The 25,231-nt window shown below is 70.4% G+C and carries 23 protein-coding genes; 14 read left to right on the top strand and 9 right to left on the bottom strand.

What is annotated here, in order from left to right; genetic code table 11:
- Positions 1–79 precede the first annotated feature (79 nt).
- Complete coding sequence (gene opgC, locus AC1RGU_RS18430; protein ID WP_492697241.1) at positions 80–1,222, top strand: OpgC domain-containing protein; 1,143 nt, start codon at positions 80–82, stop codon at positions 1,220–1,222.
- A 146-nt stretch (positions 1,223–1,368) separates the two neighbouring features.
- On the opposite strand, the gene AC1RGU_RS18425 is transcribed toward opgC, so the two are convergent.
- From AC1RGU_RS18425 to AC1RGU_RS18415, 3 genes are read right to left on the bottom strand one after another with little or no spacing between them, the layout of a single operon-like run.
- Complete coding sequence (locus AC1RGU_RS18425; RefSeq protein WP_492697239.1) at positions 1,369–2,130, bottom strand: SGNH/GDSL hydrolase family protein; 762 nt, start codon at positions 2,128–2,130, stop codon at positions 1,369–1,371.
- 43 nt (positions 2,131–2,173) lie between these two features.
- The gene (locus AC1RGU_RS18420) at positions 2,174–2,926 is read right to left on the bottom strand and encodes an anti-sigma factor (RefSeq protein WP_492697237.1); all 753 of its coding nucleotides are present in this window, start codon (positions 2,924–2,926) and stop codon (positions 2,174–2,176) included.
- A gap of 16 nt (positions 2,927–2,942) precedes the next feature.
- Positions 2,943–3,518: an RNA polymerase sigma factor gene (locus tag AC1RGU_RS18415; protein WP_235944176.1), complete on the bottom strand. Its 576-nt coding sequence runs from the start codon at positions 3,516–3,518 to the stop codon at positions 2,943–2,945.
- A gap of 190 nt (positions 3,519–3,708) precedes the next feature.
- Between AC1RGU_RS18415 and AC1RGU_RS18410 the strand changes: the two genes are divergently transcribed.
- The 6 genes from AC1RGU_RS18410 to AC1RGU_RS18385 all read left to right on the top strand — a co-directional run bounded on the left by AC1RGU_RS18410 (position 3,709) and on the right by AC1RGU_RS18385 (position 10,887).
- Positions 3,709–4,269 carry a DUF3455 domain-containing protein gene (locus tag AC1RGU_RS18410; protein WP_492697235.1) on the top strand — a complete coding sequence of 187 codons (561 nt, stop codon included), beginning with the start codon at positions 3,709–3,711 and terminating at the stop codon, positions 4,267–4,269.
- 97 nt (positions 4,270–4,366) lie between these two features.
- Positions 4,367–4,906: a hypothetical protein gene (locus AC1RGU_RS18405; protein WP_307586602.1), complete on the top strand. Its 540-nt coding sequence runs from the start codon at positions 4,367–4,369 to the stop codon at positions 4,904–4,906.
- Between the two features lie 28 nt (positions 4,907–4,934).
- Positions 4,935–6,236, top strand: coding sequence for a hypothetical protein (locus tag AC1RGU_RS18400; RefSeq protein WP_492684656.1), 1,302 nt, complete (start codon positions 4,935–4,937; stop codon positions 6,234–6,236).
- A gap of 71 nt (positions 6,237–6,307) precedes the next feature.
- Positions 6,308–8,497, top strand: coding sequence for an ATP-binding protein (locus AC1RGU_RS18395; RefSeq protein WP_492697232.1), 2,190 nt, complete (start codon positions 6,308–6,310; stop codon positions 8,495–8,497).
- Positions 8,494–9,114, top strand: coding sequence for a response regulator transcription factor (locus AC1RGU_RS18390; RefSeq protein ID WP_056572153.1), 621 nt, complete (start codon positions 8,494–8,496; stop codon positions 9,112–9,114). The genes AC1RGU_RS18395 and AC1RGU_RS18390 overlap by 4 nt, the downstream gene beginning before the upstream one ends.
- 426 nt (positions 9,115–9,540) lie before the next feature.
- A complete protein-coding gene (locus tag AC1RGU_RS18385; RefSeq protein ID WP_095949595.1) occupies positions 9,541–10,887 on the top strand; it encodes an MFS family transporter in 1,347 nt (448 codons plus the stop codon).
- 45 nt (positions 10,888–10,932) lie between these two features.
- Here AC1RGU_RS18385 and AC1RGU_RS18380 read toward each other — a convergent pair whose 3' ends face one another.
- Positions 10,933–12,411, bottom strand: coding sequence for a rhomboid family intramembrane serine protease (locus AC1RGU_RS18380; protein ID WP_492697230.1), 1,479 nt, complete (start codon positions 12,409–12,411; stop codon positions 10,933–10,935).
- A gap of 33 nt (positions 12,412–12,444) precedes the next feature.
- Complete coding sequence (argH, locus tag AC1RGU_RS18375) at positions 12,445–13,842, bottom strand: argininosuccinate lyase (RefSeq protein ID WP_095746486.1); 1,398 nt, start codon at positions 13,840–13,842, stop codon at positions 12,445–12,447.
- Positions 13,843–13,899: 57 nt separating this feature from the next.
- Here argH and AC1RGU_RS18370 point away from each other — a divergent pair, with 57 nt between their 5' ends.
- The 5 genes from AC1RGU_RS18370 to AC1RGU_RS18350 all read left to right on the top strand — a co-directional run bounded on the left by AC1RGU_RS18370 (position 13,900) and on the right by AC1RGU_RS18350 (position 19,590).
- Complete coding sequence (locus AC1RGU_RS18370; RefSeq protein WP_062474364.1) at positions 13,900–14,973, top strand: sensor histidine kinase; 1,074 nt, start codon at positions 13,900–13,902, stop codon at positions 14,971–14,973.
- Positions 14,970–15,722: a LytR/AlgR family response regulator transcription factor gene (locus AC1RGU_RS18365; protein WP_492697228.1), complete on the top strand. Its 753-nt coding sequence runs from the start codon at positions 14,970–14,972 to the stop codon at positions 15,720–15,722. Before AC1RGU_RS18370 ends, AC1RGU_RS18365 begins: the two co-directional genes overlap by 4 nt.
- Positions 15,719–16,996: an AI-2E family transporter gene (locus tag AC1RGU_RS18360; RefSeq protein WP_492697226.1), complete on the top strand. Its 1,278-nt coding sequence runs from the start codon at positions 15,719–15,721 to the stop codon at positions 16,994–16,996. The genes AC1RGU_RS18365 and AC1RGU_RS18360 overlap by 4 nt, the downstream gene beginning before the upstream one ends.
- A 76-nt stretch (positions 16,997–17,072) precedes the next feature.
- A complete protein-coding gene (locus AC1RGU_RS18355) occupies positions 17,073–18,254 on the top strand; it encodes an acetyltransferase domain-containing protein (RefSeq protein ID WP_492697224.1) in 1,182 nt (393 codons plus the stop codon).
- Positions 18,255–18,264: 10 nt separating this feature from the next.
- Positions 18,265–19,590: an OprD family outer membrane porin gene (locus AC1RGU_RS18350; protein WP_492697222.1), complete on the top strand. Its 1,326-nt coding sequence runs from the start codon at positions 18,265–18,267 to the stop codon at positions 19,588–19,590.
- 13 nt (positions 19,591–19,603) lie between these two features.
- On the opposite strand, the gene AC1RGU_RS18345 is transcribed toward AC1RGU_RS18350, so the two are convergent.
- Positions 19,604–20,062 (bottom strand): winged helix-turn-helix transcriptional regulator, encoded by a 459-nt coding sequence (locus tag AC1RGU_RS18345; RefSeq protein ID WP_095746483.1) that lies wholly within the window; start codon positions 20,060–20,062, stop codon positions 19,604–19,606.
- Positions 20,063–20,183: 121 nt separating this feature from the next.
- Here AC1RGU_RS18345 and AC1RGU_RS18340 point away from each other — a divergent pair, with 121 nt between their 5' ends.
- Positions 20,184–21,113 carry a nitrilase family protein gene (locus tag AC1RGU_RS18340; RefSeq protein WP_492697220.1) on the top strand — a complete coding sequence of 310 codons (930 nt, stop codon included), beginning with the start codon at positions 20,184–20,186 and terminating at the stop codon, positions 21,111–21,113.
- Here the strand turns inward: AC1RGU_RS18340 and AC1RGU_RS18335 are convergent.
- Together AC1RGU_RS18335 and AC1RGU_RS18330 are read right to left on the bottom strand one after the other, a co-directional pair.
- The gene (locus AC1RGU_RS18335) at positions 21,031–22,350 is read right to left on the bottom strand and encodes an MFS transporter (protein WP_492697218.1); all 1,320 of its coding nucleotides are present in this window, start codon (positions 22,348–22,350) and stop codon (positions 21,031–21,033) included. The genes AC1RGU_RS18340 and AC1RGU_RS18335 overlap by 83 nt on opposite strands.
- The gene (locus AC1RGU_RS18330; RefSeq protein ID WP_492697216.1) at positions 22,337–22,861 is read right to left on the bottom strand and encodes a GNAT family N-acetyltransferase; all 525 of its coding nucleotides are present in this window, start codon (positions 22,859–22,861) and stop codon (positions 22,337–22,339) included. Before AC1RGU_RS18330 ends, AC1RGU_RS18335 begins: the two co-directional genes overlap by 14 nt.
- A gap of 48 nt (positions 22,862–22,909) precedes the next feature.
- Here AC1RGU_RS18330 and AC1RGU_RS18325 point away from each other — a divergent pair, with 48 nt between their 5' ends.
- Complete coding sequence (locus tag AC1RGU_RS18325) at positions 22,910–23,836, top strand: LysR family transcriptional regulator (protein WP_159273180.1); 927 nt, start codon at positions 22,910–22,912, stop codon at positions 23,834–23,836.
- Between the two features lie 6 nt (positions 23,837–23,842).
- Here AC1RGU_RS18325 and AC1RGU_RS18320 read toward each other — a convergent pair whose 3' ends face one another.
- Complete coding sequence (locus tag AC1RGU_RS18320; RefSeq protein WP_492697214.1) at positions 23,843–25,093, bottom strand: MFS transporter; 1,251 nt, start codon at positions 25,091–25,093, stop codon at positions 23,843–23,845.
- Positions 25,094–25,231 lie beyond the last annotated feature (138 nt).

Raw genomic sequence — 25,231 nt, 5'->3', positions numbered from 1 at the left:
ACGTACGCCGGTCTTCTTACAATCGCTGACGTCGTGCGTGCGCTGCGCAGACCGCCACCAAGACCTCGCCGCCGACCGAATGAAACGCTACTGGGAAATAGACGCCTTGCGCGGGCTGATGCTCGTGCTGATGACCGTCACCCACTTGCCCACGCGGCTGACCGATCCGCTGGGTCAGCCTTTCGGCTTCGTGTCGGCCGCCGAGGGCTTCGTGCTGCTGTCGGCCTTCGTGGCGGGGCTGGTCTACAGCCGCATCGGCCACGTGCGCGGGGTCGACTCGATGCGCCAGGCCTTCTGGCGGCGCGTGCTCAAGGTCTACCTGTGCCAGGCGGCGATCCTGCTGTTTTTGTTCACCGTGATCGCCGCGCTCGGCGTGCACATCGACCAGCCGGCGGTCAAGAACCTCGTGTCGTACTACCTGGCCGAGCCGCGCGACGGCTTCCTGTTCGGGCTGCTGCTGATCTACGAGCCGCCGCTGCTGGACATCCTGCCGATGTACATCTTCTTCATGCTCATGAGCCCCTGGGTGCTGGCCTTCGCCATGCGCCACGGCTGGACGCTCGTGATGGTGGCCAGCGCCACGGTCTGGGCGATGGCGCAGTTCGGGCTCAGCGAATGGGTCTACGGGCTGGCGGTGCGCTACCTCGGCGTGCCGGTGCCGTTCCACGAGATGGGCGCCTTCAACACCTACGCCTGGCAGTTCCTGTGGTTCGCCGGCCTGTGCCTGGGCGCCAGCCGCAACGCGCCCGACGCCCGGCCGCTGCGCTTTCCGGCCTGGCTGCTGGTGCTGGCGGCGGGCATTGCGCTCTACGGTTTCTACTGGCGCCACACCGGCATCAACGGCCAGGCGCCGTTCGGCGGCGACGTGGAAATGAACCTGCTGTTCGACAAGTGGCAGCTCGGCCCGCTGCGGATCGTGAACCTGGTGGCGCTGGGCATCCTGGCGGTGCGCTTCGGGCCCTGGCTCATGCGCAAGATCCCGCGCCTGCACTGGCTCGAGGCCATGGGCTCGGCCTCGCTGCCGGTGTTCTGCGCGCACCTCGTGGCGGTGCTGCTGGTGCTGGCCTTCTACGGCGACAACCAGATGGCGCGGCCCTGGTGGGGCGACGGCCTGCTGCTGGCGGCGGTGTTCGCGGGGATGTACTTCGTGGCGCGCTTCACGCGCGGCGCCGACGTGCCGCCGCCGGCGGACGATGTGCCTTCGGAGCCTGCGCCGGCGTGAAAGAACTCGCCCCCAGGCTTCGCGCACTTCGTGTCGCTTCTCCTACCCCCTACCGGGGGCGACACCTGCAGCCCGGCAAAGCCGGTTCCGCGGTGTCTCGCGACTGAATCGCGCCGCTTCATGCCATCGGACAGCGGGAGGTCCGTTCAGGGCTGTACCGCAGGCGGCATCGGCAGGTGCGGCGCCACCACCGACTGCCACAGCCGGTAGCCCTCGTCCGTCAGGTGCAGCCGGTCGCCGCGGAACAGCTCGGGGCGCGGGCGGCCATCCGCGCCGAGCATCGGCGTGTGGATGTCGATGTACTCGCTGTTGGGCAGCAGGTTCAGGTAGGCCGAGATCACGTGGTTGGTCTCGCGGATCTGCGGCATGAGCTGCTCGCGCGACGGGCTGGGCTTGACCGAGATGAAGCTGATGCGCGCGTCGGGCAGCTCGGCGCGCACCGTGTTGGCAAAGCGCGCGAAGCTGTCGAGCACCTGCAGCGGCGTGCGGCCCTCGGCCAGGTCGTTGTCGCCCGCATAGAGCACCACCTGCCGGGGCTTGTAGCGCACCACGAGGTCGCGCGCGAACAGGGCGCAGTCGGCCAGCGTCGAGCCGCCGAAGCCGCGGTTGACGATGCCGCCCGGCACGCGGGAAAAGTCCTGCGACAGGCGCGTCCACATGCGCACCGTGGAGCTGCCCACGAACACCACGCCGCCGGGTTGCGGAAAGCGCTCCTGGTCGGCGCGCGCGAAGGCGGCCAGTTCGTTGTGCCAGCGGGCCTTGGCGGCGAGGTAGGCGGAGGCGGTGTCGGCGGCCGTGGCGCCGTCGGCTTCGTAGGGGAAGGCGGCGGCTGCGGTTTGAGCCTGGGCCTGGGCAGTGAAGGTGAGGGCGGCTGCAAGAAGCAGCGCCGCCGCGCGGACGGATTTCATCGAAGGCATCGAACGGACAGGAGACAGGGAATTCAGGACAGGGTCAGAGCGTTTTTTCGATCAGCGGCCCATGGAACAGCACCGGCCCGGTCGGGCCGCCCGCGCTCGGCACGCCGCCCTTGGGCTCCAGGCTGATCGCCAGCGCCGGCACGCGCACATCGGATTCCGAGGCGGCCAGCCGCAGCGCCGGTGCATTGTCCAGCACGCCGAGCGAGCGCGGCGCGCCGCCGGGCGGCAGGGCCCACAGCTGCAGCGACTTGTCGGCGCCTTCGCGGAAGCTGCCCACGCGCTGCAGCACGAGCTGCTTCTTCTTCGGGTCGAAGGTCACGAGCATGGAGGCGGCGGCCTTGTCGTCGGACAGCACGGCCACGTACTGCACGGCGGGCGCGTTGATCAGCTGCTCGCGCAGGTTCAGGCCCACGCCCACGGCCAGCACGGCCACGAGCGCACCGGCCGCGGCGGCGCCGCGCCACAGCGCGAGGCTGCGCAGCCAGCCGCCGGTCGATGCAGACGCAATGGGCGCGGCCTTGTCGCGCTGCCGCTCGAGGGCCTGCTGCGCCTGCTCGGCGTCGATCAGGTTGCGGATGCGGGTCCAGACGGCCGGGTCGGGCGTGACGGGCTGCTGCAGTTCGGTCATGCCGGCCAGCCGGCCCTGCCAGACCAGCGCGGCGGCGCGCACGGGCGCCTGCTCGCGCGCCAGGGTTTCGAAGCGGCGGCGGGCGCCGCCGCGCAGCGTGCCCAGCGCATGGCTGGCGGCCAGCAGTTCGAGCAGTTCGGGGTGGGCAAGGAGGTTCATGGGGCGGGTCTCGTGATCAGGCGAAGCGGCCCATGCAGGTGCGCAGCTTCTCGAGCCCGCGCCGGATCCAGGTCTTTACGGTGCCCAGCGGCAGCTTGAGCTGTTCGGCCAGCTCGCCGTGGCTCATCTCGCGCAGGTAGGCCAGGCTGACCACCTCGCGCTGGCGGCCCTCGAGCTGGCTCAGGCACTGGTGCAGTGCCCAGGCCTGCTCGCTCGCATCGGCCATGTCGGCCGGGTTGGGCGTGTCGGATTCGAAGGTGTCGGCCATCAGCTCGTCGAATTCCTGCGTGAGCTGGGCGCGGTCGGCGGTGCGGCGGCGCAGCAGGTCGAGCGAGCGGCTGCGCACGATGAGCCCCAGCCAGGCCAGCGGCGGACTCAGCGAGGCGCGGTAGTCGCCGGCCACGCGCCAGATGGTGAGGAAGGACTCCTGCAGCACGTCTTCGGCCCACTCGCGCTGGCGCACCACCCGCATCGCCAGCCCCATGAGGCGGGGCGCGGTGCGGTCGTACAGCTGTCGCAGGGCGGCTTCGTCGCGATGGCCGATCCGGTCGATCAGCGCCATCAGTTCGGCGTCGGGGCTGGGTGCGGTCATCGGCGGATTGTGGGGCATCGGTGCGCATGTCCGAGGTACGGCCCGGCCGGGGCGGCGGATTCAGCGCGGCCCGCCTGAATCCATTGGCCGCCGGGCTGCGTACACGGGGCAGGGGGCGTCGAGATGCAGAACTCCAGACGGCGGCTCTTTCTCTTTCACCACCGATCAAACACACACCGAGGAAACGACCATGCACATCCGCACCCTGACCGTCCTGGCTTCCACCATTGCAGCGGCGCTTGGCCTGGCCGCCTGTTCCGGCATGGGCGCCAAGCCCCTGCCGATGTTCTCGCAGGCCAGCCTGCCCGATGCCGTGAAGGTGCCCGCCGGCCACCGCGTGGCCATGGAAACCGTGGGCGCCGGCGACATCACCTACGAATGCCGCGCCAAGGCCAACACGCCGGGCGCGCACGAGTGGGTCTTCGTCGGCCCCGACGCCAAGCTGATGGACCGCGCCGGCAAGCAGGTCGGCAAGTACTACGGCCCGCCCGCCACCTGGGAGAACGCGGACGGCTCGAAGGTCACGGCCACGCAGGTGGCGGTGGCGCCGAACGGCACCGGCAACATTCCCCACCAATTGGTGAAGGCCAACCCCGCCACCGGCATGGGCGCCATGCAGGGCGTGAGTTACATCCAGCGCGTCGCCACGCAGGGCGGCGTGGCCCCCGCCGCCGCCTGTGGCGCCACGAACATGGGCCAGAAACAGGTCGTGAAGTACCAGGCCGACTACATCTTCTACCGCGCTGGCTGAAGCACTGAGAACCCCCGCCGCGCCGCCGTTTGGAAACATTCGGCAACGTATACTGCGCCGCAAAACGGAGCGGGACCGCGTGCGCGCGGGGGTGGGAATGAAGCAAATTGCGATCGTGATCGCGCTCTGCGTGGGCGCGTGGTTCTTCTTTGTCGGCGGCCGCAAGCTCGACGAGGCGATGGTGCGCGACTACTACCGGAAGGACGCCCACGCCGTGTACTCGCGCGACGCCGAGGCGATCTGCAAGCAGCTCAGCCGCAAGGCGGTGATCGAGAGCAAGGTCACGGCCATGGGCCGCACCCTCGAGACCACCCAGAACCGCGACGAAGCCTGCGACACGGTGAAGGAGAACATCGAGCTGTTCCGCACCGTCGGCGACCGCATGGGCGGCATCCTCACCATCGAGTACGACTACCACATCGACAGCATCGAGGTGGCCACCGACCGCAAGAGCGCCACCGTCACGGGCACCAGCGTGCTGAAGATGGGCGAGTCGGTGCTGCAGTACAAGAGCAGTTTCACCCAGCGCCTGGAGCGCGAACTCGGCCAGATGCGCCTCGTGCATTCCAACGGCGTCACCGTGGTGCGCATGGGCGGCGCGGGCGCCATGAGCCAGAGCGACTTCTTCCGCAAGTAGCCGCAGCAGCAACGCCACAGGCCCCGCCATGATCGACCGCGACTCCCTGCCGCCGCCCCCGCCGTTCTGGCACCGCCTCAACAGCTTCTTCGCCTTTCCGCTCCAGCTGCGGCCGCTGGCCTACGGCCTGGTGCTGTCGTTCTGCAGCCTGCTGTTCGAGGCCGTGTTCTTCCTGCCCGATGCGCTGGCCTTCGTCGTCATCGAGGTCGGCATCATCCTGGCGGCCAGCCGCTACGGCTTCAAGGTCATCGCGCTGGGCGCGCGCGGCATCCGCGACTCGGCCGACTTCGGGCGCGAGTCGAGCGACGAGTGGACCTACCTGCCGTGGAAGCTCTTCGCCATCTCGCTGGTGCAGACGATGCTCATCGGCTGGCTCGCGTGGTACGAGCCGGTGCTGGGCACGGTGGGGCTGTTCATCATGTCCTTCACCTTCCCGGCGGCGGTGATCGTGCTGGTGCAGTCGGGCAGCTTCTTCCAGGCCATGAACCCGGGCTACGTGATGGACGCGATGCGCACCATCGGCTGGCCCTATGCGCTGCTGTGCTTCTTCCTGTTCCTGCTGAGCACGGGCGCGCAGGTGGCGATCTCGATGGTGCTGCCGGTGTTCGACGGGCGCATCGTGCTGCCGATCGTCAACTTCGCGTTCATCTACTTCGGTTGGGTGATGGCGAGCCTCCTGGGCTACGTGATGTACCAGCACCACGACGCCTTCGGCATCGACCTCGTGCCCGGCGCGGGTGCCGACATCGGCGCGCCGGCCGACCGCCGCACGCCCGCGCAGATCGCCGCGCAGCGCACCGACGCCGAGGTGGCGCAGTGCATCACCGACGGCGACCTGGCCGCCGCGCTCGGCATCGCCTACGAGGCGCAGCGCACCGCCGACGCCGACGACCTGGCCGCGCAGCGCCGCTACCACCGCGTGCTGGCGCTCATGCCCGAGAAGAAGGACACGCTGTTCGACCACGCGCGCCGCTTCATTCCGCTGTTGATGCGGCGCGACCTCGCATCGGATGCGCTGAAGGTTTTCAAGGCCTGCCGCGCCATCGACAAGACCTTCGTGCTCGACGACCCGGCGATGGTCATCGCGATGGCCCGCGCCGAATGGCGCGGCGGCGACGCGCACGGCACGCTCGCGCTGCTGTCGGGCTTCGACAAGCGCTTCCGCGGCCACGCGGCGATCCCGCAGGCCTACGAACTCGCGGCCCGCGCGCTGGTGCAGGGGCTGGGCCGCACGGACATGGCGCAGCCGATCCTGACCACGCTCGAGGCCCGCTACCCCGAGAGCGAGCAGACGCAGGAAGTGCGCTGGCTGCTGCGGCCGGCGGCCTGAGAGAGGGCCGGCCCGCGGATCAGGGCAAAATTCCGCACGCCGCGCCGGCCGGACCTGCGGACCCGCCTCCCATGCCGCCCCTCACGCCCGAACCGTCCCTTCCTGCTCCTTCATCTCCATCGCCGACGCGCTCCCGCCGCCGCGCGCTGGTGGCCTGGGCAGCTGCCGTCGCGCTGGCGCTGCTGCTGATCGCCGTGGCCGGCCAGTGGGCCGCGCGGCGCGAGGCGAACTTCCAGGCCGACTCGATCCGCCGCGCCATGGAAGTGCACGTGCTCGGCCTGCGCGACGCCGCCGGCAAGTACGGCTACCTGCCGTTCACCGCCGGCATGCACCCCGACGTGCTGGCCGTGCTGGCCCATCCGCAGGACCCCGCCGCGCGGCAGCGCGCCAACCACCACATCGAGGAAGTGAACCGCCTCGCGGGCTCCGACGCGCTGTACCTCACCGACCCGCAGGGCCTCACGCTGGCCGCGAGCAACTGGGCCACGCCGCAGAGCTTCGTGGGCGAGTCGTACGCCAACCGGCCGTACTTTCTCGATGCGCGGGCCGGGCGGCGTGGCCTGTTCTACGGCGTGGGCCAGACCACGGGCGAGCCGGGGCTGTTCATGTCGGCGCCGGTGCGCGCCGAGGGCGGCGGCGAGGTGCTGGGCGTGGTCACCGTCAAGGTCAGCCTGCGCCAGTTGCACGACGCCTGGGCCTTCGTGCGCGATCCGATCCTGCTGACCGACGCGCGCGGCATCGTGTTCCTGAGCTCGGTGCCGGGCTGGATGTACCAGGCCACGCGGGCGCTGAGCCCCGCCGACCTGGCCGGCATCGAGCACGACCAGCAGTACGGCGCGCGCACCCGCTTCGCGCCGTTGCCCTGGCGCGTCGAGCACCTCGAGGGCGCGCCGGGCTACCTGGTGCGCACCACGGTCGGCGGCAAGGCGCGCCGTTTCCTCGCCGTGGACGAGCCGCTGCCCGACCTGGGCTGGACCCTGACGGTGATGGCCGACCACGCCGAAGTCACCCGCGCGCGTGAGCGCACCTGGATGCTCGGCCTGCTGGGCGCCGGCGTGCTGCTGCTGGGCGCGCTGTACTGGCGGCTGCGCGAGCGCCGCTTCGCCGAGCAGCGCGACGCGCGGCGCGACCTGGAGCTGCGCGTGCGCGAGCGCACCCACGAGCTGGACCAGGCCCACGCCTTCCGCAAGGCGATGGAAGACTCGCTGCTGGTTGGCATGCGCGCGCGCGACCTGCAGGGCCGCATCATCTACGTCAACCCGGCCTTCTGCGAGATGACCGGCTACGGCGCCGACGAGCTGCTGGGGCGGCTGCCGCCGTACCCCTACTGGCACCCCGACGACGTGACGCAGCACTGGTTCCACTACGAGGCCATGATGAGCGGGCAGCCCGCGCGCTCGGGCTTCGAGTCGCGCCTGCGGCACCGCGACGGGCACGAGGTCATCACCATGGTCTACACCGCGCGGCTCATCGACGCCGACGGCCGCCACAGCGGCTGGATGAGCTCGGTGGTCGACATCACCGAGCAGAAGCGCGCCGAGCTGCGCCAGCGCCAGAACGACGAGCAGCTGCAGCACGCGCAGCGCCTGGCCAGCCTGGGCGAGATGGCCTCCACGCTGGCCCACGAACTCAACCAGCCGCTGATGGCGCTGAGCAACTTCGCCAGCGCCGCCAAGGCCTTTGCCGCGCAGGGCAACCAGCCGCTGCTGGCCAGCAGCCTCGACGAGACCGTGGCGCAGGCCAAGCGCAGCGCCGAGATCGTGCGGCGCATCCGCGGCTTCGTGCGCCAGCGCACCGCCGGCACCGAAGACTGCGCCGTGGCCGCGCTGGTGGCCAATGCGCTGGCGCTGCTGCAGGGCGAGATGCGCCAGCGGCAGGTGCGCGCCGAGGTGCGCATTCCGCCCGCGCTGCCGCCGGTGCGCGGCGACCGCGTGCTGCTTGAGCAGGTGCTGCTGAACCTGCTGTCCAACAGCCTGCAGGCGATGCAGCAGGGCACGCCGCCCGAGCGGCGCATGGTCGAGGTCGAGGCCGAACTGCGCGAAGGCCGCGTGCACATCCGCATCGCCGACCACGGCCCGGGCATCGACGCCGCGCTGGCCGAGCAGGTCTTCGCGCCTTTCTTCACCACCAAGGCCGGCGGGCTCGGGCTGGGCCTGAACATCTGCCGCACCATCGTGGAGGCCCACCGCGGCCGCTTGTCGTTTGCCGACCGGCCCGGCGGCGGCACGGTCTTCACCCTCGAACTGGAGGCTTCCCCGTGAACGCACCCCTGCTTGCCAACCACCTGTGCGTCGTCGACGACGACGAGGCCGTGCGCCGCTCCCTGGGCCTGCTGCTGCTGTCGCGCGGCCATGCGGTGCAGGCCTTTGCCTCGGGCGAGGCCTTCCTGGCCGGCGCCGACCTGCAGCGCCCGGGCTGCGCCATCCTCGACCTGCGCATGGAGGGCATGAGCGGGCTGCAGGTGTTCGACGCGCTGCGCGCGCAGGACAGCCCGCTGGTCGTGATCTTCCTGTCCGGGCACGGCGACATCCCGATGGCGGTCGAGGCGGTGCAGAACGGCGCCTTCGGCTGGCTGGAAAAGCCCTGCAACGACGAGCGCCTGCTCGACAGCATCGCCAAGGCATTGCAAAAGGCCGAGGAGATCGCCGTGCGCCGCCAGGCCCGGCAGGCCGCGCAGGCGCTGTGGGCCAAGCTCACGCCGCGCGAGATGCAGGTCGCCCGGCTCGTGGCCGAAGGCCTGCCCAACAAGCGCATCGCGCAGGAACTCGCGCCGTTGGAGCTGCGCACGGTGGAAACGCACCGGGCGCACATGTTCGCGAAGCTGGGCTTTTCGAGCAGCCTGGAGCTGGATCGCTTCCTGCGCGAGCACGGGTTGTAGGGGCCGTTCGGGGCGCGTGCCCAGGCCACCGGGTACTTCCCTCCGCGAATGTCCCCCGCCTTCGGCTCCTCCTTGATTTCGCTGCGGGAAGCACCCAGTGCCCTGGGCACAGGGCACGCTGTGGGTGCTCGCCGATCAACGATTGCACTGATGACGCTCACGCCGATGGGGCGCCTTGCGCAGCGAAATCAAGGAGGAGGGCGAAGCCCGGGGGACATTCGCGGAGCAAGGTGCCCCGTCGGCGGGAGCGTCGCCCTGAAGGCGCCCCAACCTCTGGCTGGAACTTAGGGTTTACCCCTGCGTACCGGTACGCAGTCCCGCGGCGGGGGCCCTACGGACGACAGCGCGCCCCCGGCGGACCAGACTCCCCGGCACGGCTTTCCGCGGGCTTCGCGGGGGCTGCAGCCAGAGACAAGGACCCCCCGCATGACCGCCATTGCCAGCAGCAGCACGAGCGCCGGCGCTTCCAGCCCGGACGCGACCCGCGACACCACCCCCTACACCTTCGAGGAAAAGCGCAAGCGCATCTTCGCCATCTTTGCCGCCTCGTCCGGCAACCTGGTGGAGTGGTTCGACTTCTACGTCTACGCCTTCTGCGCGATCTACTTCGCGCCCTCGTTCTTCCCCAAGTCGGACCCGACGGTCCAGCTGCTGAACACCGCCGGCGTGTTCGCCGCCGGCTTCCTGATGCGCCCGATCGGCGGCTGGCTGTTCGGCCGGCTGGCCGACCGCAAGGGCCGCAAGACGTCGATGGTGACCTCGGTCGTCATGATGTGCGTCGGCTCGCTGGTCATTGCCTGCCTGCCCACCTACGCGCAGATCGGCGCCTGGGCGCCCGCGCTGCTGCTGGCCGCGCGCCTGCTGCAGGGCCTGTCGGTCGGTGGCGAGTACGGCACCACCGCCACCTACATGAGCGAAGTGGCGATGCGCGGCCAGCGCGGCTTCTTCTCGTCGTTCCAGTACGTCACGCTGATCGGCGGCCAGCTGCTGGCCGTGGTGGCCGTGGTGGTGCTGCAGCAGCTGCTCACCGAGGCCGAGCTCAAGGCCTGGGGCTGGCGCATTCCCTTCGTGCTGGGTGCCCTGGCCGCCGTCGTGGCGCTGATGCTGCGCCGCACGCTGACCGAGACCGCCAGCACCAAGACCCGCGCCGCCAAGGGCGCCGGCAGCGTCGCCGAGCTGTTCAAGCACCACAAGCGCGCCTTCCTCGTCGTGCTGGGCTACACGGCCGGCGGCTCGCTGATCTTCTACACCTTCACCACCTACATGCAGAAGTACCTGGTGAACTCGGCCGGCATGTCGATCAAGACCGCCAGCAACGTGATGACGGCGTGCCTCTTCCTGTACATGTGCATGCAGCCGCTGTTCGGCGCGCTGTCGGACCGCATTGGCCGTCGCAGCAACATGCTGCTGTTCGGCGCCCTGGGCGCGCTGATGACGGTGCCCGTGCTGAGCAACCTGCAAAACGTGAGCAGCCCGCTGATGGCCGGCGTGCTGATCACGCTGGCGCTGGCGGTGGTGAGCTTCTACACCTCGATCAGCGGCATCGTGAAGGCCGAGATGTTCCCGCCCGAAGTGCGCGCGCTGGGCGTGGGCCTGTCGTACGCGGTGGGCAACGCCATCTTCGGCGGCAGCGCGGAGTACGTGGCGCTGGGCCTGAAGTCGATCGGCCACGAGTCGTACTTCTACTGGTACGTGACGGCGATGATGGGCGTGGCCTTCCTGGTCAGCCTGCTGCTGCCGAAGCAGGCCACCTACCTGCACAACGACAAGTAAGCGCAGCGGCGCTTCATCAACGAACCCGGCCTCGCGCCGGGTTTTTTACGTGCGTTGCAACGCGCGCGTGACCATGTCGTTGGGCGCCAGCCGCAGCAGGTGCGGCAGCAGGCCCAGGGCGCGATCGCGTTCGCCCGCGTGCAGCAGCCCGTTGGCGCACACCGAGAGCGTGTCGGCCAGCTCGGGGTGGTCGGGCGCGGTCTTTAGCAGGATGCGGCAGAGCTTGTCGGCATCGCCGAACTGGCGGATGCGCGCGAAGCGGCGCGCCAGCCGGGCCATGTCGTCGGGCTTCAGGCGCACGCCCGGTTTGGCCTGGTCGAGGTAGGTCGTGAAGCTGGCGTGCTGCAGCGCCAGGGTGTCGGCGTCGGTGGCGGGCAGGCGGAAGATGCGGCGCGCGGCCTGGTGGAAATCGTCGCTGGCGGGCTGCAGGCGCGCAGTGTGGAACCAGGCGCGCAGCGTGTCGGTGTCGCCGGGGCGCAGGGCGGCGGCGGCGCGCCATTCAACGCACGCGGGCTCGAACTTCATCGCCGCCGACAGCCTGCGCGCAGCGGCCACGTGCTGCTCGAAGCGGTGGTCGTCGGTCACCATTTCCGACTTCACGGTCTCGGGCGTCTTCACGCGGCCCAGCCACATGGCGCCGGCCATCAGCGCGGCGCCCGTCAGCAGGCCGCCCAGGTGGGCCATGTAGGCGATGCCCTGGCCGCCGATCCAGTGCTGCACCAGCTCGTTGACGATCCAGGCCGGCAACAGCAGCAGGGCGGGCGCCGTGACGTAGTTGAAATAGAAGAACAGCTGGTAGAAAAAGCGGATGCGCCGCAGCCGGTACATCACGGCGTACATGCCCATCAATGCCGAGATCGCGCCCGAGGCGCCCAGCCCGTAGCCGCCCTTGCCCGCATAGGCCCAGCCGGCCAGCAATGCGGAGCCCACGCCGCCCAGCAGGTAGAAGCTCAGGTAGGTGCCGCGCCCCAGCGCCAGCTCGACCGAGAAGCCGAACAGGAAGAGGAACAGCATGTTGCCCAGCAGGTGGCCCGTGCTGCCGTGCAGGAAGGCGGCGGTGAGCCAGGTCCAGGGCTTGAATTCGGCGTCCTTGCCGTAGTCCTGCGACCAGCGCGCGGTGAACGGCGCGGGCAGCATCGCCTCGTACTGGCGGCGGTCGCGCTGCCATTCGTCGAAGCGCGGGTTCGCGGGCTTCACGACCTGGTCGGCGCGCAGCTTCTTCAGGAAGGGTTGGTCGTTCTGCAGGCCTTCGAGCAGCTGCGGGTAGGCCTCTTCATGGGCCAGCATGCGGCGCGCCAGCTTGCCGCGCTTGGGGTCGGTCTTTTCGAGCCACTCGACGAAGGGCGGCAGCTCCAGTTCGGGCAGCACGCTCTGCACGTAGAACTGCGCCGCGCGCTCGCGGCCGTTTTCTTCGCTGCGCTGCGGCCCCCAGAACACGAGCATGTTCAGGAGGATCAGCAGCACCGTCATCCACGGCGGGTTGCGCCAGCTCGGTTTGTTTTCGAGCGGGATGGCGTAGAACATGAAGCGCGGCCCTCGGTGGTGCGGCCGCGGGCTTCAGCCCAGGCGCGCGCGGTGGCGGGCGACCTGAGCCTTGACCTGCACGGGCGCGGTGCCGCCCAGCACGTTGCGGGCGTTGAGCGAGCCGCGCAGGCTCAGCACGTCGTAGACGTCCTTCTCGATGTTCGGGTTGAACTGCTGCAGCACGGCCAGCGGCAGCTCCGACAGGTCGACCTGGTGCGAGGTGGCGGCCTTCACGGCGTGGGCCACGGTTTCGTGCGCGTCGCGGAAGGGCAGGCCCTTCTTCACGAGGTAGTCGGCCAGATCGGTGGCGGTGGCGTAGCCGCGCAGCGCGGCGGCTTCCATGGCCTGCGGCTTCACGGTGATGCCGCCGATCATCTCGGCAAAGATGCGCAGGGTGTCCTTGAGCGTGTCGACGGTGTCGAACAGCGGCTCCTTGTCTTCCTGGTTGTCCTTGTTGTAGGCCAGCGGCTGGCCCTTCATGAGCGTGATGAGCGCCATCAGGTGGCCGACCACGCGGCCGGTCTTGCCGCGCGCCAGCTCGGGCACGTCGGGGTTCTTCTTCTGCGGCATGATCGACGAGCCGGTGGTGAAGCGGTCGGCGATGTTGATGAAGCCGAAGTTCTGGCTCATCCAGATGATGAGCTCTTCGCTCAGGCGGCTCACGTGCACCATGCACAGGCTGGCGGCGGCGGTGAATTCGATCGCGAAGTCGCGGTCGCTCACGGCGTCCAGGCTGTTCTGGCAGACGCTGTCCATCTTCAGGGTGCGCGCCACGAGTTCGCGGTCCAGCGGGTAGCTGGTGCCGGCCAGGGCGGCGGCGCCCAGCGGCAGGCGGTTGACGCGCTTGCGCACCTCGCCCATGCGCTCGGCGTCGCGGCTGAACATTTCCACGTAGGCCAGCATGTGGTGGCCGAAGCTCACGGGCTGGGCCACCTGCAGGTGGGTGAAGCCGGGCAGGATCACCTCGACGTTCTTCTCGGCGATGTCCACCAGCGCCTTCTGCAGCTCAACCAGCAGGTCGCCGATGAGGTCGATCTCGCCGCGCAGCCACAGGCGCACGTCGGTGGCGACCTGGTCGTTGCGGCTGCGGCCGGTGTGCAGGCGCTTGCCGGCGTCGCCCACGAGCTGGGTCAGGCGGGCCTCGATGTTCAGGTGCACGTCCTCGAGGTCGAGCTTCCATTCGAAGCTGCCGGCCTCGATCTCGCCACGGATCTGCGCCATGCCGCGCTCGATGGCGGCGTGGTCCTGCACGCTGATGATGCCCTGGGCCGCGAGCATGCCGGCGTGCGCCAGCGAGCCCTCGATGTCGGCCTGCCACAGGCGCTTGTCGAAGAAGACGCTGGAGGTGTAGCGCTTCACCAGGTCGCTCATCGGTTCGGAGAACAGGGCCGACCAGGCTTCGGATTTCTTGTCGAGTTGGTTTTGGGTCATGGGAGCCGTCCAGGAAGGCAATAATGGGTTGGTCACCCGATGGATCTGATGTCTGCGATGCGCAACCCGGCGATTTTATCGGCCAGCTCCCCCTCCACGTCCGCTTCGTCCCCGGAACGCGCGCGCGCGCCCGTGCGCGGCGGCCCGGCGCTGTTCGACGCCTGCCAGATTGGCGTGGTGCTGCGCACCGTGGTGTTCGTCGAAGCGGTGGTGGCGGTGGCCACGTTGTTCGTGGTCGGCTCCTTCGGCGAATGGCTGGTGCAGGCGGCCACGGTCACCGGCGGCGCGCTGCCCGCCACGCTGCTGTGGCTGGTGGCGGCCTGCGGGCTCAAGAAGCAGCTGCGGCGCCTGCCGCCCCCGGGCCAGTACGCCGCCGGCGCCGTGCTGGGCGCCGTGGCCTCGCTGTACGGCTGCGGCCTGCTGCGCCTGACCGGCGTGATCGCCAGCGCGCCCTGGCTGGCCAGCGCGCTGGCCGGCGCGCTGTTCGCGGGGCTGGTGATGGCGGCGATGGTGCTGCGCGCGCGCGGCCAGACGCCGGCCGCCACCACGGCCCGGCTCGAAGAGCTGCAGTCGCGCATCCGCCCGCACTTCCTGTTCAACACGCTCAACAGCGCCATCGCGCTGGTGCGCGAAGAGCCGGCCAAGGCCGAGACCATGCTCGAAGACCTGGCCGAGCTGTTCCGCCAGGCGCTCACCGTGCCGGGCGAATCGGGCACGCTGGCCGACGAGATCGCGCTGGCCGAGCGCTACCTGGCCATCGAGCAGGTGCGCTTCGGCGAGCGCCTGCGCATCCGCTGGGACCTCGATGCCGCCGCCAGCGACGCGCGCCTGCCGCCGCTGCTGCTGCAGCCGCTGGTCGAGAACGCCATCAAGCACGGCGTGGAGCCCAGCCCCGAGGGCGGCAAGCTGCGCATCCGCACCGAGCGTCGCGGTGGCATGGTCGTGATCGAGGTGGTCAACAGCCTGCCGCCGCTGCGCTGGGCCGACGAGCCGTTGCCGCGCGGCCACGGCATCGCCCTGGACAACGTGCGCGAGCGGCTGCGCCTGCTGCACGACATGCAGATGCAGTTCAGCGCCGGCATGGACCAGAAGAACTACCGCGTACGCATTGCCATCCCCGCCGAATCATGAGCCTCAAGACCCTGATCGTTGACGACGAAGCCCTGGCCCGCTCGCGCCTGCGCACGCTGCTGCGCGACTGCACCTCGCCCGCCGCCGAGGTGGCGGCCGAGGCCGCGCAGGGCGAAGAGGCGCTGGCCCACCTGGCCGCGATGGACCTCGACCTCGTGCTGCTCGACGTGCACATGCCCGGCGTCGACGGCATCGAGGTGGCGCGCGCGCTGCGCAGCCGGCCCGACGCGCCGGCCGTGGTGTTCGTGACGGCGCACGCCAGCCACGCGGTCACGGCCTTCGAGCTGGAGGCGGTCGACTACCTCACCAAGCCCGTGCGCGCCGAGCGGCTGCAGCAGGCGCTGCAGAAGGTCGAGCGCTTCCTGAAGGAGCGCCGCGCCGCCCAGCCGGCGACCGAGGCCACGCCCGAGTGCGTGCTGATCCAGGACCGGGGCCGCGCCGAGCGCGTGCCGCTGTCCGAGGTGCTCTACCTCAAGTCCGAATACAAGTACCTCACGGTGCGCACCGCCACGCGCAGCCACATCCTCGACGGCTCGCTCAACGACTTCGAGGAGCGCTACCCGCATCGCTTCCTGCGCGTGCACCGCAACGCGCTGGTGGCGCGCGCGGCGATCCGCGCGCTGGAGCGCTACGACGACGGCGAGGACGCCGAAGGCTGGGCGCTGCGGCTCGACTCGGTGCCCGAGCCCGTGGCGGTGTCGCGCCGCCAGCTGGCCGCGGTGCGCGAGATGCTGAAGGAATCGCGATGACCGACGACACCCCGGCCGGCCCGAAACCGGCGCCTGAACGGCCGGTGGCTGCGGATGAGCCGCCGCCTGCGCCCGCACCGGTGCCGGCGCCGCCGGTCGACCCCGTCGAGCCCGCAGCGCCGGTCGAACCGAGCGCGACCGCCGAAGAGGCGACCTCCGCCCTGCGCAGGCGCTTCGTGCTGCACATGCCGGTCGACGTGCGCAGCGCCTCGCTGGTGGTGCTGGCCGTGCTCGCCAGCGTCTTCGCGCTGCGCTGGGGGCAGGCCGTGTTCGTGCCCCTGATGCTGAGCCTGCTGCTGAACTACGCGCTGTCGCCGCTGGTCGAGCGCCTGCACCGCTGGTACGTGCCGCGCTGGATCGGCGCGGCGGCGATCCTGCTGGGCCTGTTCGGCGGGCTCGGGTGGACCGGCTACTCGCTCTCGGGCAGCGCCTCGCAGCTGCTCGATTCGCTGCCGGTCGCCGCGCAAAAACTCGGCCAGGCCATGCGCCGCGACAAGAACGCCAGCGCCACCCCGCTGGACAGCGTGCAGCAGGCCGCCGCGCAGCTGGAGAAAGCGGCCGAGGAAAACTCCGCGCGCGTCGCCTCGCGCAAGGGCGTGGCGCGCGTCGTGATCGAGCGGCCGGGCTTCAACGTGCGCGACTACCTGCTCAGCGGCACGGTCGGCCTGCTCAACGCCTTGGGGCAGCTCACGCTGGTGGCCTTCCTCACCTACTTTGCGCTGTGCTCGGGCGACACCTTCCGGCGCAAGCTCATCAAGATCACCGGGCCCAGCCTGCAGAAGAAGAAGGTCACGGTGCACGTGCTGGACGACATCACGCGCAACATCGAACGCTACCTGCTGGTGCAGATCCTGGTGAGTGGGCTGGTGGGGCTGACCACCGGCCTGGCGTTCTGGCTGCTCGGCGTGGAGAACGCGGCCGTGTGGGGAATCATCGCGGCCGTCACCAACCTCATTCCCTACATCGGCTCGGTGATCGTGCTGGTGGCGGCGGGGCTCGTGGCCTTCCTGCAGTTCAGCAGCATCGAGATGGCGCTGCTGGTGGGCGGCGTGTCGCTGGCCATCCACACGGTGGTGGGCAACCTGCTGATGCCCTGGCTCACCAGCCGCACCAGCCGCATGAACCCGGTGGCGGTGTTCGTGGGCGTGATCTTCTGGGGCTGGCTGTGGGGCATCTGGGGGCTGCTGCTGGGCATCCCGATCACCATGGTCATCAAGTCGATCTGCGACCGGGTGGAAGACCTGCAGCCGATCGGCGAACTGCTCGGCGAATAAACCGGCCCTTCAAACCCTTCAGGAGGGTGCATCGTCCGATGCTGTAAATTATTGCGAATCAATTCGCAATAATTAAATGCCCGACGTTTCATCCGCTTCCTTGCCACCCGGGGCCGGCGCCCCGGCCCGGCTGCTCTCCATCGACGCGCTGCGCGGCCTCGTGATCCTGTTCATGCTGCTGGACCACGTGCGCGAGACCTTCTACCTGCACCACCAGGTGCCCGACCCGATGCTCGTGGCGCAGACGCCGCCGGCGCTGTTCTTCGGTCGCCTGCTGGCGCACCTGTGCGCGCCGGTGTTCGTGTTCCTGACCGGGCTGTCGGCCTTTCTCTACGGCGCGAAGCAGGCGGACGGCCGCGCGGCGGCGTCCTCGTTCCTGTGGAAGCGGGGCCTGTTCCTCGTGCTGCTGGAGGTCACGGTCGTCAACTTTGCCTGGACCTTCCAGTTCCCGCCGGCGACCGTGTTCCTGCAGGTGATCTGGGTGATCGGGCTGTCGATGCTGGCGTTGTCGGCGCTGGTGTGGCTGCCGCGCCGGGCGCTGGTCGTGTTGGGCGTGGTGCTGGTGGCGGGGCACAACCTGCTCGACGGCGTGCACTTTCCCGTCGGCCATGTGCTGCACGTGCCTTGGGCGGTGCTGCACGACCGGGGCTGGATCGAGGTGTCCGAGGCCCTGAGGCTGCGCACGTCGTACCCGCTGCTGCCGTGGATCGGCGTGATCGCGCTGGGCTACGTCGCCGGGCCGTGGTTCCTGCCCGGCGCCGATGCGTCGCAGCGCCAGCGGCGGCTGCTCGCGTGGGCCGTGGGCCTGCTCATTGGCTTCGTGGCGCTGCGCGCACTCGATGCCTACGGCGACAAGCCCTGGGCAGCAGGCGACAGCGCGCTGACGACCGTGATGGCCTTCCTCAACGTCACGAAGTACCCGCCGTCGCTGCTGTTCATCGCGCTGACGCTCGGCGCGGGGCTGTGGCTGCTGCGCCTGTTCGAGCGCCGGCAGGGCGCGCCCTGGCTCGCACCGCTGGCCGTGTTCGGCGCGGCGCCCATGTTCTTCTACGTGCTGCACCTGTACGTGCTCAAGTTCCTCTACCTGGGGGCCGAGGCGATCTGGGGCCCCAACCAGGGCCGCTTGTTCGGCTTCGACGCCGTCTGGATGGTGTGGCTGGTCACCGGGGTGCTGGCCTTTGCGCTGTATCCGGCGGTGCGCGCCTTCGCCGCCCTGAAGGCGCGGCGCCGCGACATCGCGTGGCTCAAGTACCTTTGAAGGGCCGGCGATGAAGCGGGTCTGCGGCGCGGCCCTCGCGATGCTGGGCACGTCCGCCCTCGCGGCCGAAGGCGGCGGCTTCGTCGAGGACACGCGCTGGCACGTGCTCCAGCGCAGCGTGTACGAGCACCGGAGCTACCTGCACGGCGACCGCAGCAACGGCGGGCGCAACGCCACGCTGCCGAAGGCGCGGCGCAGCGACTACGCGCAGGAGTGGGGCTACGGCGTCATGGGCACCCTCGCGTCTGGCTTCACCCCGGGCTGGATCGGCTTCGGCGTCGACGCGCATGCCTCGCTCGCGCGCAGCCTCGACGGCGACGATCTGCGCGTCGGCAAGATCCGCATGCTGCCGGTGGACGGCGCGGGCTACGCGCAGGACGGCATCGCGCGCGGCGGCGTGGCGCTGAAGGCGCGCATCTCCGCCACCGTGCTGACGGTGGGTGAGCAACGCGTCAAGACGCCGGTCTTCAGCGCGTCCGATTCCCGCCTGCTGCCCGAGACCATGCGCGGCTGGCTGCTGACGAGCCGCGAGTTCGACACGCTCACGCTGCAGGCCGGCCGCTTCACCGGGTCGACCGACCGCCATGCGCGCGGCACGAACCACCCGTTGATCGTCAATTACCTCGACCCGAAGTCACCGCGCGGCGACGTGTTCGACTTTGCCGGCGGCACCTGGAAGGGCAGCGCTTCGCTGTCGCTCACGGCCTATGTCGGACGCCTGGAGGACACCTGGCGCACGGGCTACCTGGGCGCCCACTACACGGTGCCGCTCCCGGAGAAGCGTGCGCTGTCCTTCGACCTGCAGGTGTACCGCAGCAAGGACACGGGCCGCGCGTTGGCCGGCCCGGTGGACAACACCACCGCGAGCCTCATGACCAGCTACACCCACGGCCCCCACCGCGTGGGCCTGGGCTGGCAGAAGGTCGCGGGCGACACGCCGTTCGACTACGTGACGCGCGGCGCCGTCTGGCTCGGCAATGCGGCGCAGCTGTCCGACTTCAATGCGCCGCATGAGCGGTCGTGGCAGCTGCGGTACGAAGTGGATGCCGCGCGTTGGGGCGCGCCCGGGTTGAGCCTGGGCGCGGCCTACATCCGCGGCAGTGGCATCGACGGCAGCCGGGTGCCGCCGCGCGGAGGCTACGCATGGCTGGGCTACGGGCAGGGCGGCCGGCACTGGGAGCGCGACCTCTGGCTGCGCTACATGGTCCAGCAAGGCAGCGCCAAGGGCCTGGCCTTCCTGCTGCGCTACGGCGAGCACCGCAACAACAAGGCGCAGGCCGAACTCAACACGCGCCAGATCCGCGTCGCGCTGGAGTACCCGATCGGCAACGACTGAGCGGGCGGCGCGGTCAGGGGGCCGTGACGGGCAGCTTCTTCACGAAGGTCGCGGCGGGGTCGAGCGGCTGGCCGTCGCGCGTGCGCAGGTCGATCGGCGCTACCGGCTCACCGTTCTCGCGCTCCAGCAGCACCGAATGCGGCTCGCCGGGCGCGAATAGGTTCGCCTCGCCCCAGTGCCGCAGGCCGACGACCACGGGGAACAGGCCGCGTCCCTTGGCCGTCAGCGCGTACTCCTGGTAGAGCGAGCCGTCCGAGGCCGGCACGAGGTCGAACACGCCTTCCTGCACCAGCCACTTCAGCCGGTCGGCCAGGATGTTCTTGGCCACGCCCAGGCTCTGCTGGAACTCGCCGAAGCGCCGCATGCCGTCGAAGGCGTCGCGCACGATCAGCAGCGACCACTGGTCGCCGACGATCTCGAGGGCGCGCGCCATCGGGCAGGCGTCGAACCTCAGACTTTTTCTCCTGGCCATCGTGTGTTTGTCCTGTGCGTCCTCGGGGATGGCGGGATTAGACCGTAGCGCCGAGTTGGTTGCAAATTAAAACCGATGCCGTTAGCATCCATCTGGTTTTAATTTGAAACCTAAAATGGCCATGACCGTCCCAGTAAACATTCCCTCCGGCGGCGACGCCGTGCCCGGCCTGCGCGCCAGCCCCGTGCGCGTGGCCGTCGTGCAGTTCGACCCGCAGGTCGGCGTCGAGAACCTCGCGCGCAACGCCGCCGCGGTGCGCGCACAACTCGAAGCGGCGGTGGCCGGCGGCGCGCAGCTCATCGTGCTGCCCGAACTGGCGACCACCGGCTACTGCTTCAACGGCCGCGCCGAGGCCTTCGCCCACGCCGAGCCCGTGCCGCACGGCCCCACGGTGCAGGGCTGGGTCGCGTTCGCGGCAAAGCACGGCGTGTACCTCGTCGGCTGCCTGGCCGAGCAGGACGGCATGCAGCTGTTCGACACGGCCGTGCTCGTCGGCCCCGAGGGCTACATCGGCCGCTACCGCAAGACCCACCTGTGGAACAACGAGAAGCTGTGGTTCACGCCCGGCAACGAGGGCTACCCGGTGTTCGAGACGAAGATCGGCCGCATCGGCCTGCTCGTGTGCTGGGACATCTGGTTTCCCGAGGCGCCGCGCATCGTGGCGCAGCAGGGCGCCGACATCATTTGCGTGCCCACGGGCTGGGTCTGGACACCGCCGCCGCTGTACGACGCCAGCGGCGTGTGCATGGCGGCCTACCTGACGATGACGGCCGCGCACGCCAACAACGTCTTCATCGCCACCGCCGACCGCGTGGGCCAGGAGCGCGGCACGGGCTTCATGGGCAACTCGCTGATCGCGGGCACCAACGGCTGGCCGATGGGGCGCATCGCCGGGCCCGAGGAAGAAACCATCCTCTATGCCGACGTCGACCTGGGCGCCGCGCGCTCCGCGCCGATCTGGACGCCGCTCAACGACCTGCACCGCGACCGGCGAACCGATCTGTACGACGCGATGCTGGGCTATCGCGGGGCGCAGGCACTGCCGCGCTAAGGCGGGAAAAACGGACGATCATCCACGGCCCGAGCAGCGCCCCGAGCCCGACCGAGCTCCAGGCAGCGACCCACGCGTACGTGCTGCCGAAGCCGAACCGCGCCTGCCCCCAGTCGAGCGCCAGCCCGAACACCCAGGGGCTGAGCGCGCCCGCGCCGAAGCCCATCACCGAGCGCACCGAGAACGCCACGCCGAGCCGGTGCGGCGCCACCACGTCGGCCAGCGCGGTCGAGTAGACCGACGAATCGGCGATGGCCAGCAGGTTGTACAGCGCCGCCATCGCGGCCAGCGCCCACAGCGGCCAGGTCCACATCCAGCCGAAGCTGAACGACAGGGCCAGGCTCGCGAGGGTGGCGATCATCATCACGCGCGCGCGGCCCAGCCGGTCGGAGGCGGCGCCGCCCACCACGCTGCCGAACACGCTCACGAGGTGCGCGAACGCCGCCAGCGCGATGCCCGCGGCCGGCCACGCGGTCGCGCCGCCACGGGACGAGGCCATGAGGTAGGCGGGCAGCCAGGCCCACAGTGCCATCAGCTCCCAGCAGTGGAAGGCGTAGGCCCAGTTGCCGGCCATCGCGGGCCGGTCGCGCACGGTTGCGTTCAGGGCCTGCAGCACGCCTTCGCGCGGCGCACCGGCGGCCCGTGGCACGGGCGGTGCCATGCGCCGCAGCGCGAGCTGGGCCAGCAGCACGCCCATCACGGTGCAGCCCGCCGCCACCAGCAGCCCGGTGCGCCAGTGCGCCACCACGCTGAACCCCGCCACCACCGCGAGCGACAGCGCATAGCCCATCGACGCCGCGCCGAGGAACAGGCCCATCGCACGCCCGCGCACCGCCGGCCCGGCGTTGAGCGACAGCAGCTGCAGCCCCGGCGTGTACGAGGCGCCCGCGCACAGGCCCGCCAGGCCGTACAGCAGCAGGGCCGAGCGGTGGTCGTGCGCGAAGAGGGCGAAGGCCAGCGAGGCGGCCGCGCCGATCGCGCCACCGACCGCGAAGATGCGGTGCGGGCCGAAGCGGTCGGCCAGCAGGCCCACGGCGAACAGCGAACTCATGTAGCCCACGTGCCAGGCGCTCTGGATGGAGCCGGCCTGCGCGGCCGTCATCTGCCAGTCGTCGCGCATGAACGGCAGTACGCCCGAGTAGGCCGTGACGATCATCCCCTGCAGCAGCCGGCTCGCGCACAGCAGCGCGAGCCATCCGCGCCGCGGCGCCGCCGGGGTGGGGTCAGCGCAGTGCACGCTGCATCAGCACGGTGTCGACCCACCGGCCGAACTTGAAGCCGACGTGGCGCAGCACGCCGACGCTCTCGAAGCCCAGGCGCGCATGCAGCCGCTGCGAGCCCGCGTTGCCGCTGTGGCCGATGCACGCGACCATCTGCATGAAGCCCGCCTCGGTGCAGCGGTGGATCACCGCCTGCAGCAGCGCCGTGCCGATGCCGTGGCCGTGCATGTCGGGCGCGACGTAGATCGAGTCTTCCACCGTGTGCCGGTAGGCCGAGCGCGTGCGGTAAGGGCCGGCGTAGGCGTAGCCGGCCACCTCGCCATCCTTCAGCGCCACGAGGTACGGCAGGCCGCGTTCCTGCACGTCGATGCGGCGCGCCTGCATCTGCGCGACGGGGGGCACTTCTTCTTCGAACGAGCACAGGTCGTGCTGCACGTAGTGGCTGTAGATGGCCTGCACGCGGGCCATGTGGTGGGGCTCGGCATCGGCGATGTCGAGCGTGGCGAGAGCGAGGGTGGGAGAGGGCATGGGTCGATCTTGACGAGCCGGGATCGATAAGTGAAGCTTGGTCAACCTATGCAGCGCATAAGAAATACTTTGGAAAAGAACCTCAACCTCGACCAGCTCGCCACCTTCGCCCTGGTGATCGACACCGGCAGCTTCTCCGCCGCGGCCGACCGGCTCGGCCTGTCGCAGCCGGCCGTGAGCCTGCAGGTGCGCCAGCTCGAACGACGGCTCGCCGTGCGGCTCATCGAGCGCGTCGGCAAGCGCGCGCGGGCCACGCCGGCCGGCGCGGAGCTGCTGCGCCATGTGCCGCAGATCGAGGCGGCGGTCGAGAACGCCGTCGACGCGGTGGCCGACCATGCGCGCGGCGTCACGGGCCGCGTGCGGCTGGGCACGGGCGCGACGGCCTGCCTGTACTTCCTGCCGGCCGTGTTGCGCCAGCTGCGCGAGGCGTTCCCGGCGCTCAGCGTGGTGGTGAGCACCGGCAACACCGACGAGCACGTGCGCAAGGTGGAAGACAACAGCATCGACCTCGCGCTGGTCACGCTGCCCGCGGCCGGGCGTTCGCTGAGCGTGATTCCGGTGTGCGACGACGAGTTCGTCGCCATCGGCCGCGCCGACCTCGCGCCGCTCAAGGCTCGCGTCACGCCGGCCGACCTGGCGACGCTGCCGCTGGTGCTGTTCGAGCCCGCGGCCAACACGCGCAAGCTGGTCGATCGCTGGTTTGCCGCCGAGGGCCTGCAGCCGCAGCCCGTGATGGAGCTGGGCAGCGTCGAGGCGATGAAGGAGATGGTGGCCGCGGGGCTGGGCTACGGCCTGGTGCCCGGCATGTCGATGGCGGGGCGCGGTGCCCATCCGGCGCTGAAGGCCAGCCGCCTGGCCCCGCGCATGCACCGCACGCTGGCGGTGGTGATCCGTCGCGACAAGCCGCTCAACAAGGCGCTGCGCACGGTGCTCGAGGCGATCGTGGCGGCCGGCAGGAAGCCCGGCCGCCGTTGAAGGTACTTACTCCGGAATCGCCGCCAGCGGCACCGCGCCGCCGCGTGCGCGGCCCAGCGTGCCGACGATGAGCGCGGCGATCAGCACCAGCACGCCGCTGAGCACCATCGTGGGCGAGATGCCGCGGCTGTCGACCATCAGGCCGCCGATCAGCGCGCCCGAGGCGATCGCCACCTGGAAGCCCGTCACCAGCAGGGCCTGGCCGGCTTCCTGCGCGTCGGGCACGGCTTCCATCATCCAGCCGGTGAGCGCCACCGGGATCAGGCCGAAGGCCACGCCCCAGATCACCACCACCACCGCGCCGGCCACCATGCCGGTGCCGATCAGCGTCGACAGCAGCAGCGCGGTGGCGAGCATCAGCGCCGCCAGCAAGGTGGTGCCGCGCACGCTGCGCGCCACCAGGCTGCCGCCCAGGAAGGTGCCGATGAAGCCCACCGCGCCGTAGACCAGCAGCAGCGTCGAGACCGCGTTGGCCTGCAGGCCGAACACCTGCTGCAGCAGCGGCTTCAGGTAGGTGTAGGCCGCGAAGTGGCCGGCGATGAAGAACAGCACCGCGAGCAGGCCGACCTGCGCCATGCGGCGCGTGAGCGGCGTGAGCAGGTCGCGCGCACCGATGGCACGTTGCGGCGGAATGGCGGGCAGCAGCCACAGCTGTACCAGCAGCACCGCCGCGGCCAGGGCGCCAGTCACGGCGAACGAGGCGCGCCAGCCGAACATCGTGCCCAGCCACGAGCCCGCGGGCACGCCGAGCACCGTGGCGGCCGACACGCCGGCCAGCACCAGCGACATGGCGCGCGCCTTCGAGGCGTCGGGCACCAGCTGCGTGGCAGCGGCGGGCGCGAAGGTCCAGAAGCCGCCCACGGCCAGGCCGAGCATCAGGCGTGCGACCAGCATCGTCGTGAAGTTGGGCGCGAACGCGGCCAGCAGGTTCGAGGCGATCAGGAGCAGCGTGAGCGCGATCAGCACCGTGCGCCGGTCGAGCCGGCCCGACGCGACGATCAGCGCCGGCCCGGCAAAGGCGGCGAGCACGCCGGGCATGGTGATCATCAGGCCGGCCGTGCCGTCCGACACGTTCAGGCCGCGCGCGATGTCGGTGAGCAGGCCGATGGGCATGAACTCGGTCGACACCATCGCGAAGGTGCCGACGGCGATGGAGCCGACCGCGAGCCACGCGGAGCGGGTGGGGGCGGCCACGGCGTCGCGCGCGGGCGCCGCCAGGTCGTCGATGCAGGGGGTGCTGCCGGAAGAATTCATCATGGAGATGCAGTCCTTGAACGCATCGGCGATGAAGACGCCAATGCCGGTGAGGGGGCATTGGAGTGTGCGAGCCGGCCGCCTTGCGACCAAGGGGCGGTGGAGCAGTAGACAGTTTCCCTGCGGCGAACAATCGACCCC

The organism is Variovorax sp. GW823-FHT02B07 (assembly GCF_058797695.1).
Note: the sequence above shows the minus strand (reverse complement) of the source record. Positions and strands in the feature narration are given on the sequence as shown.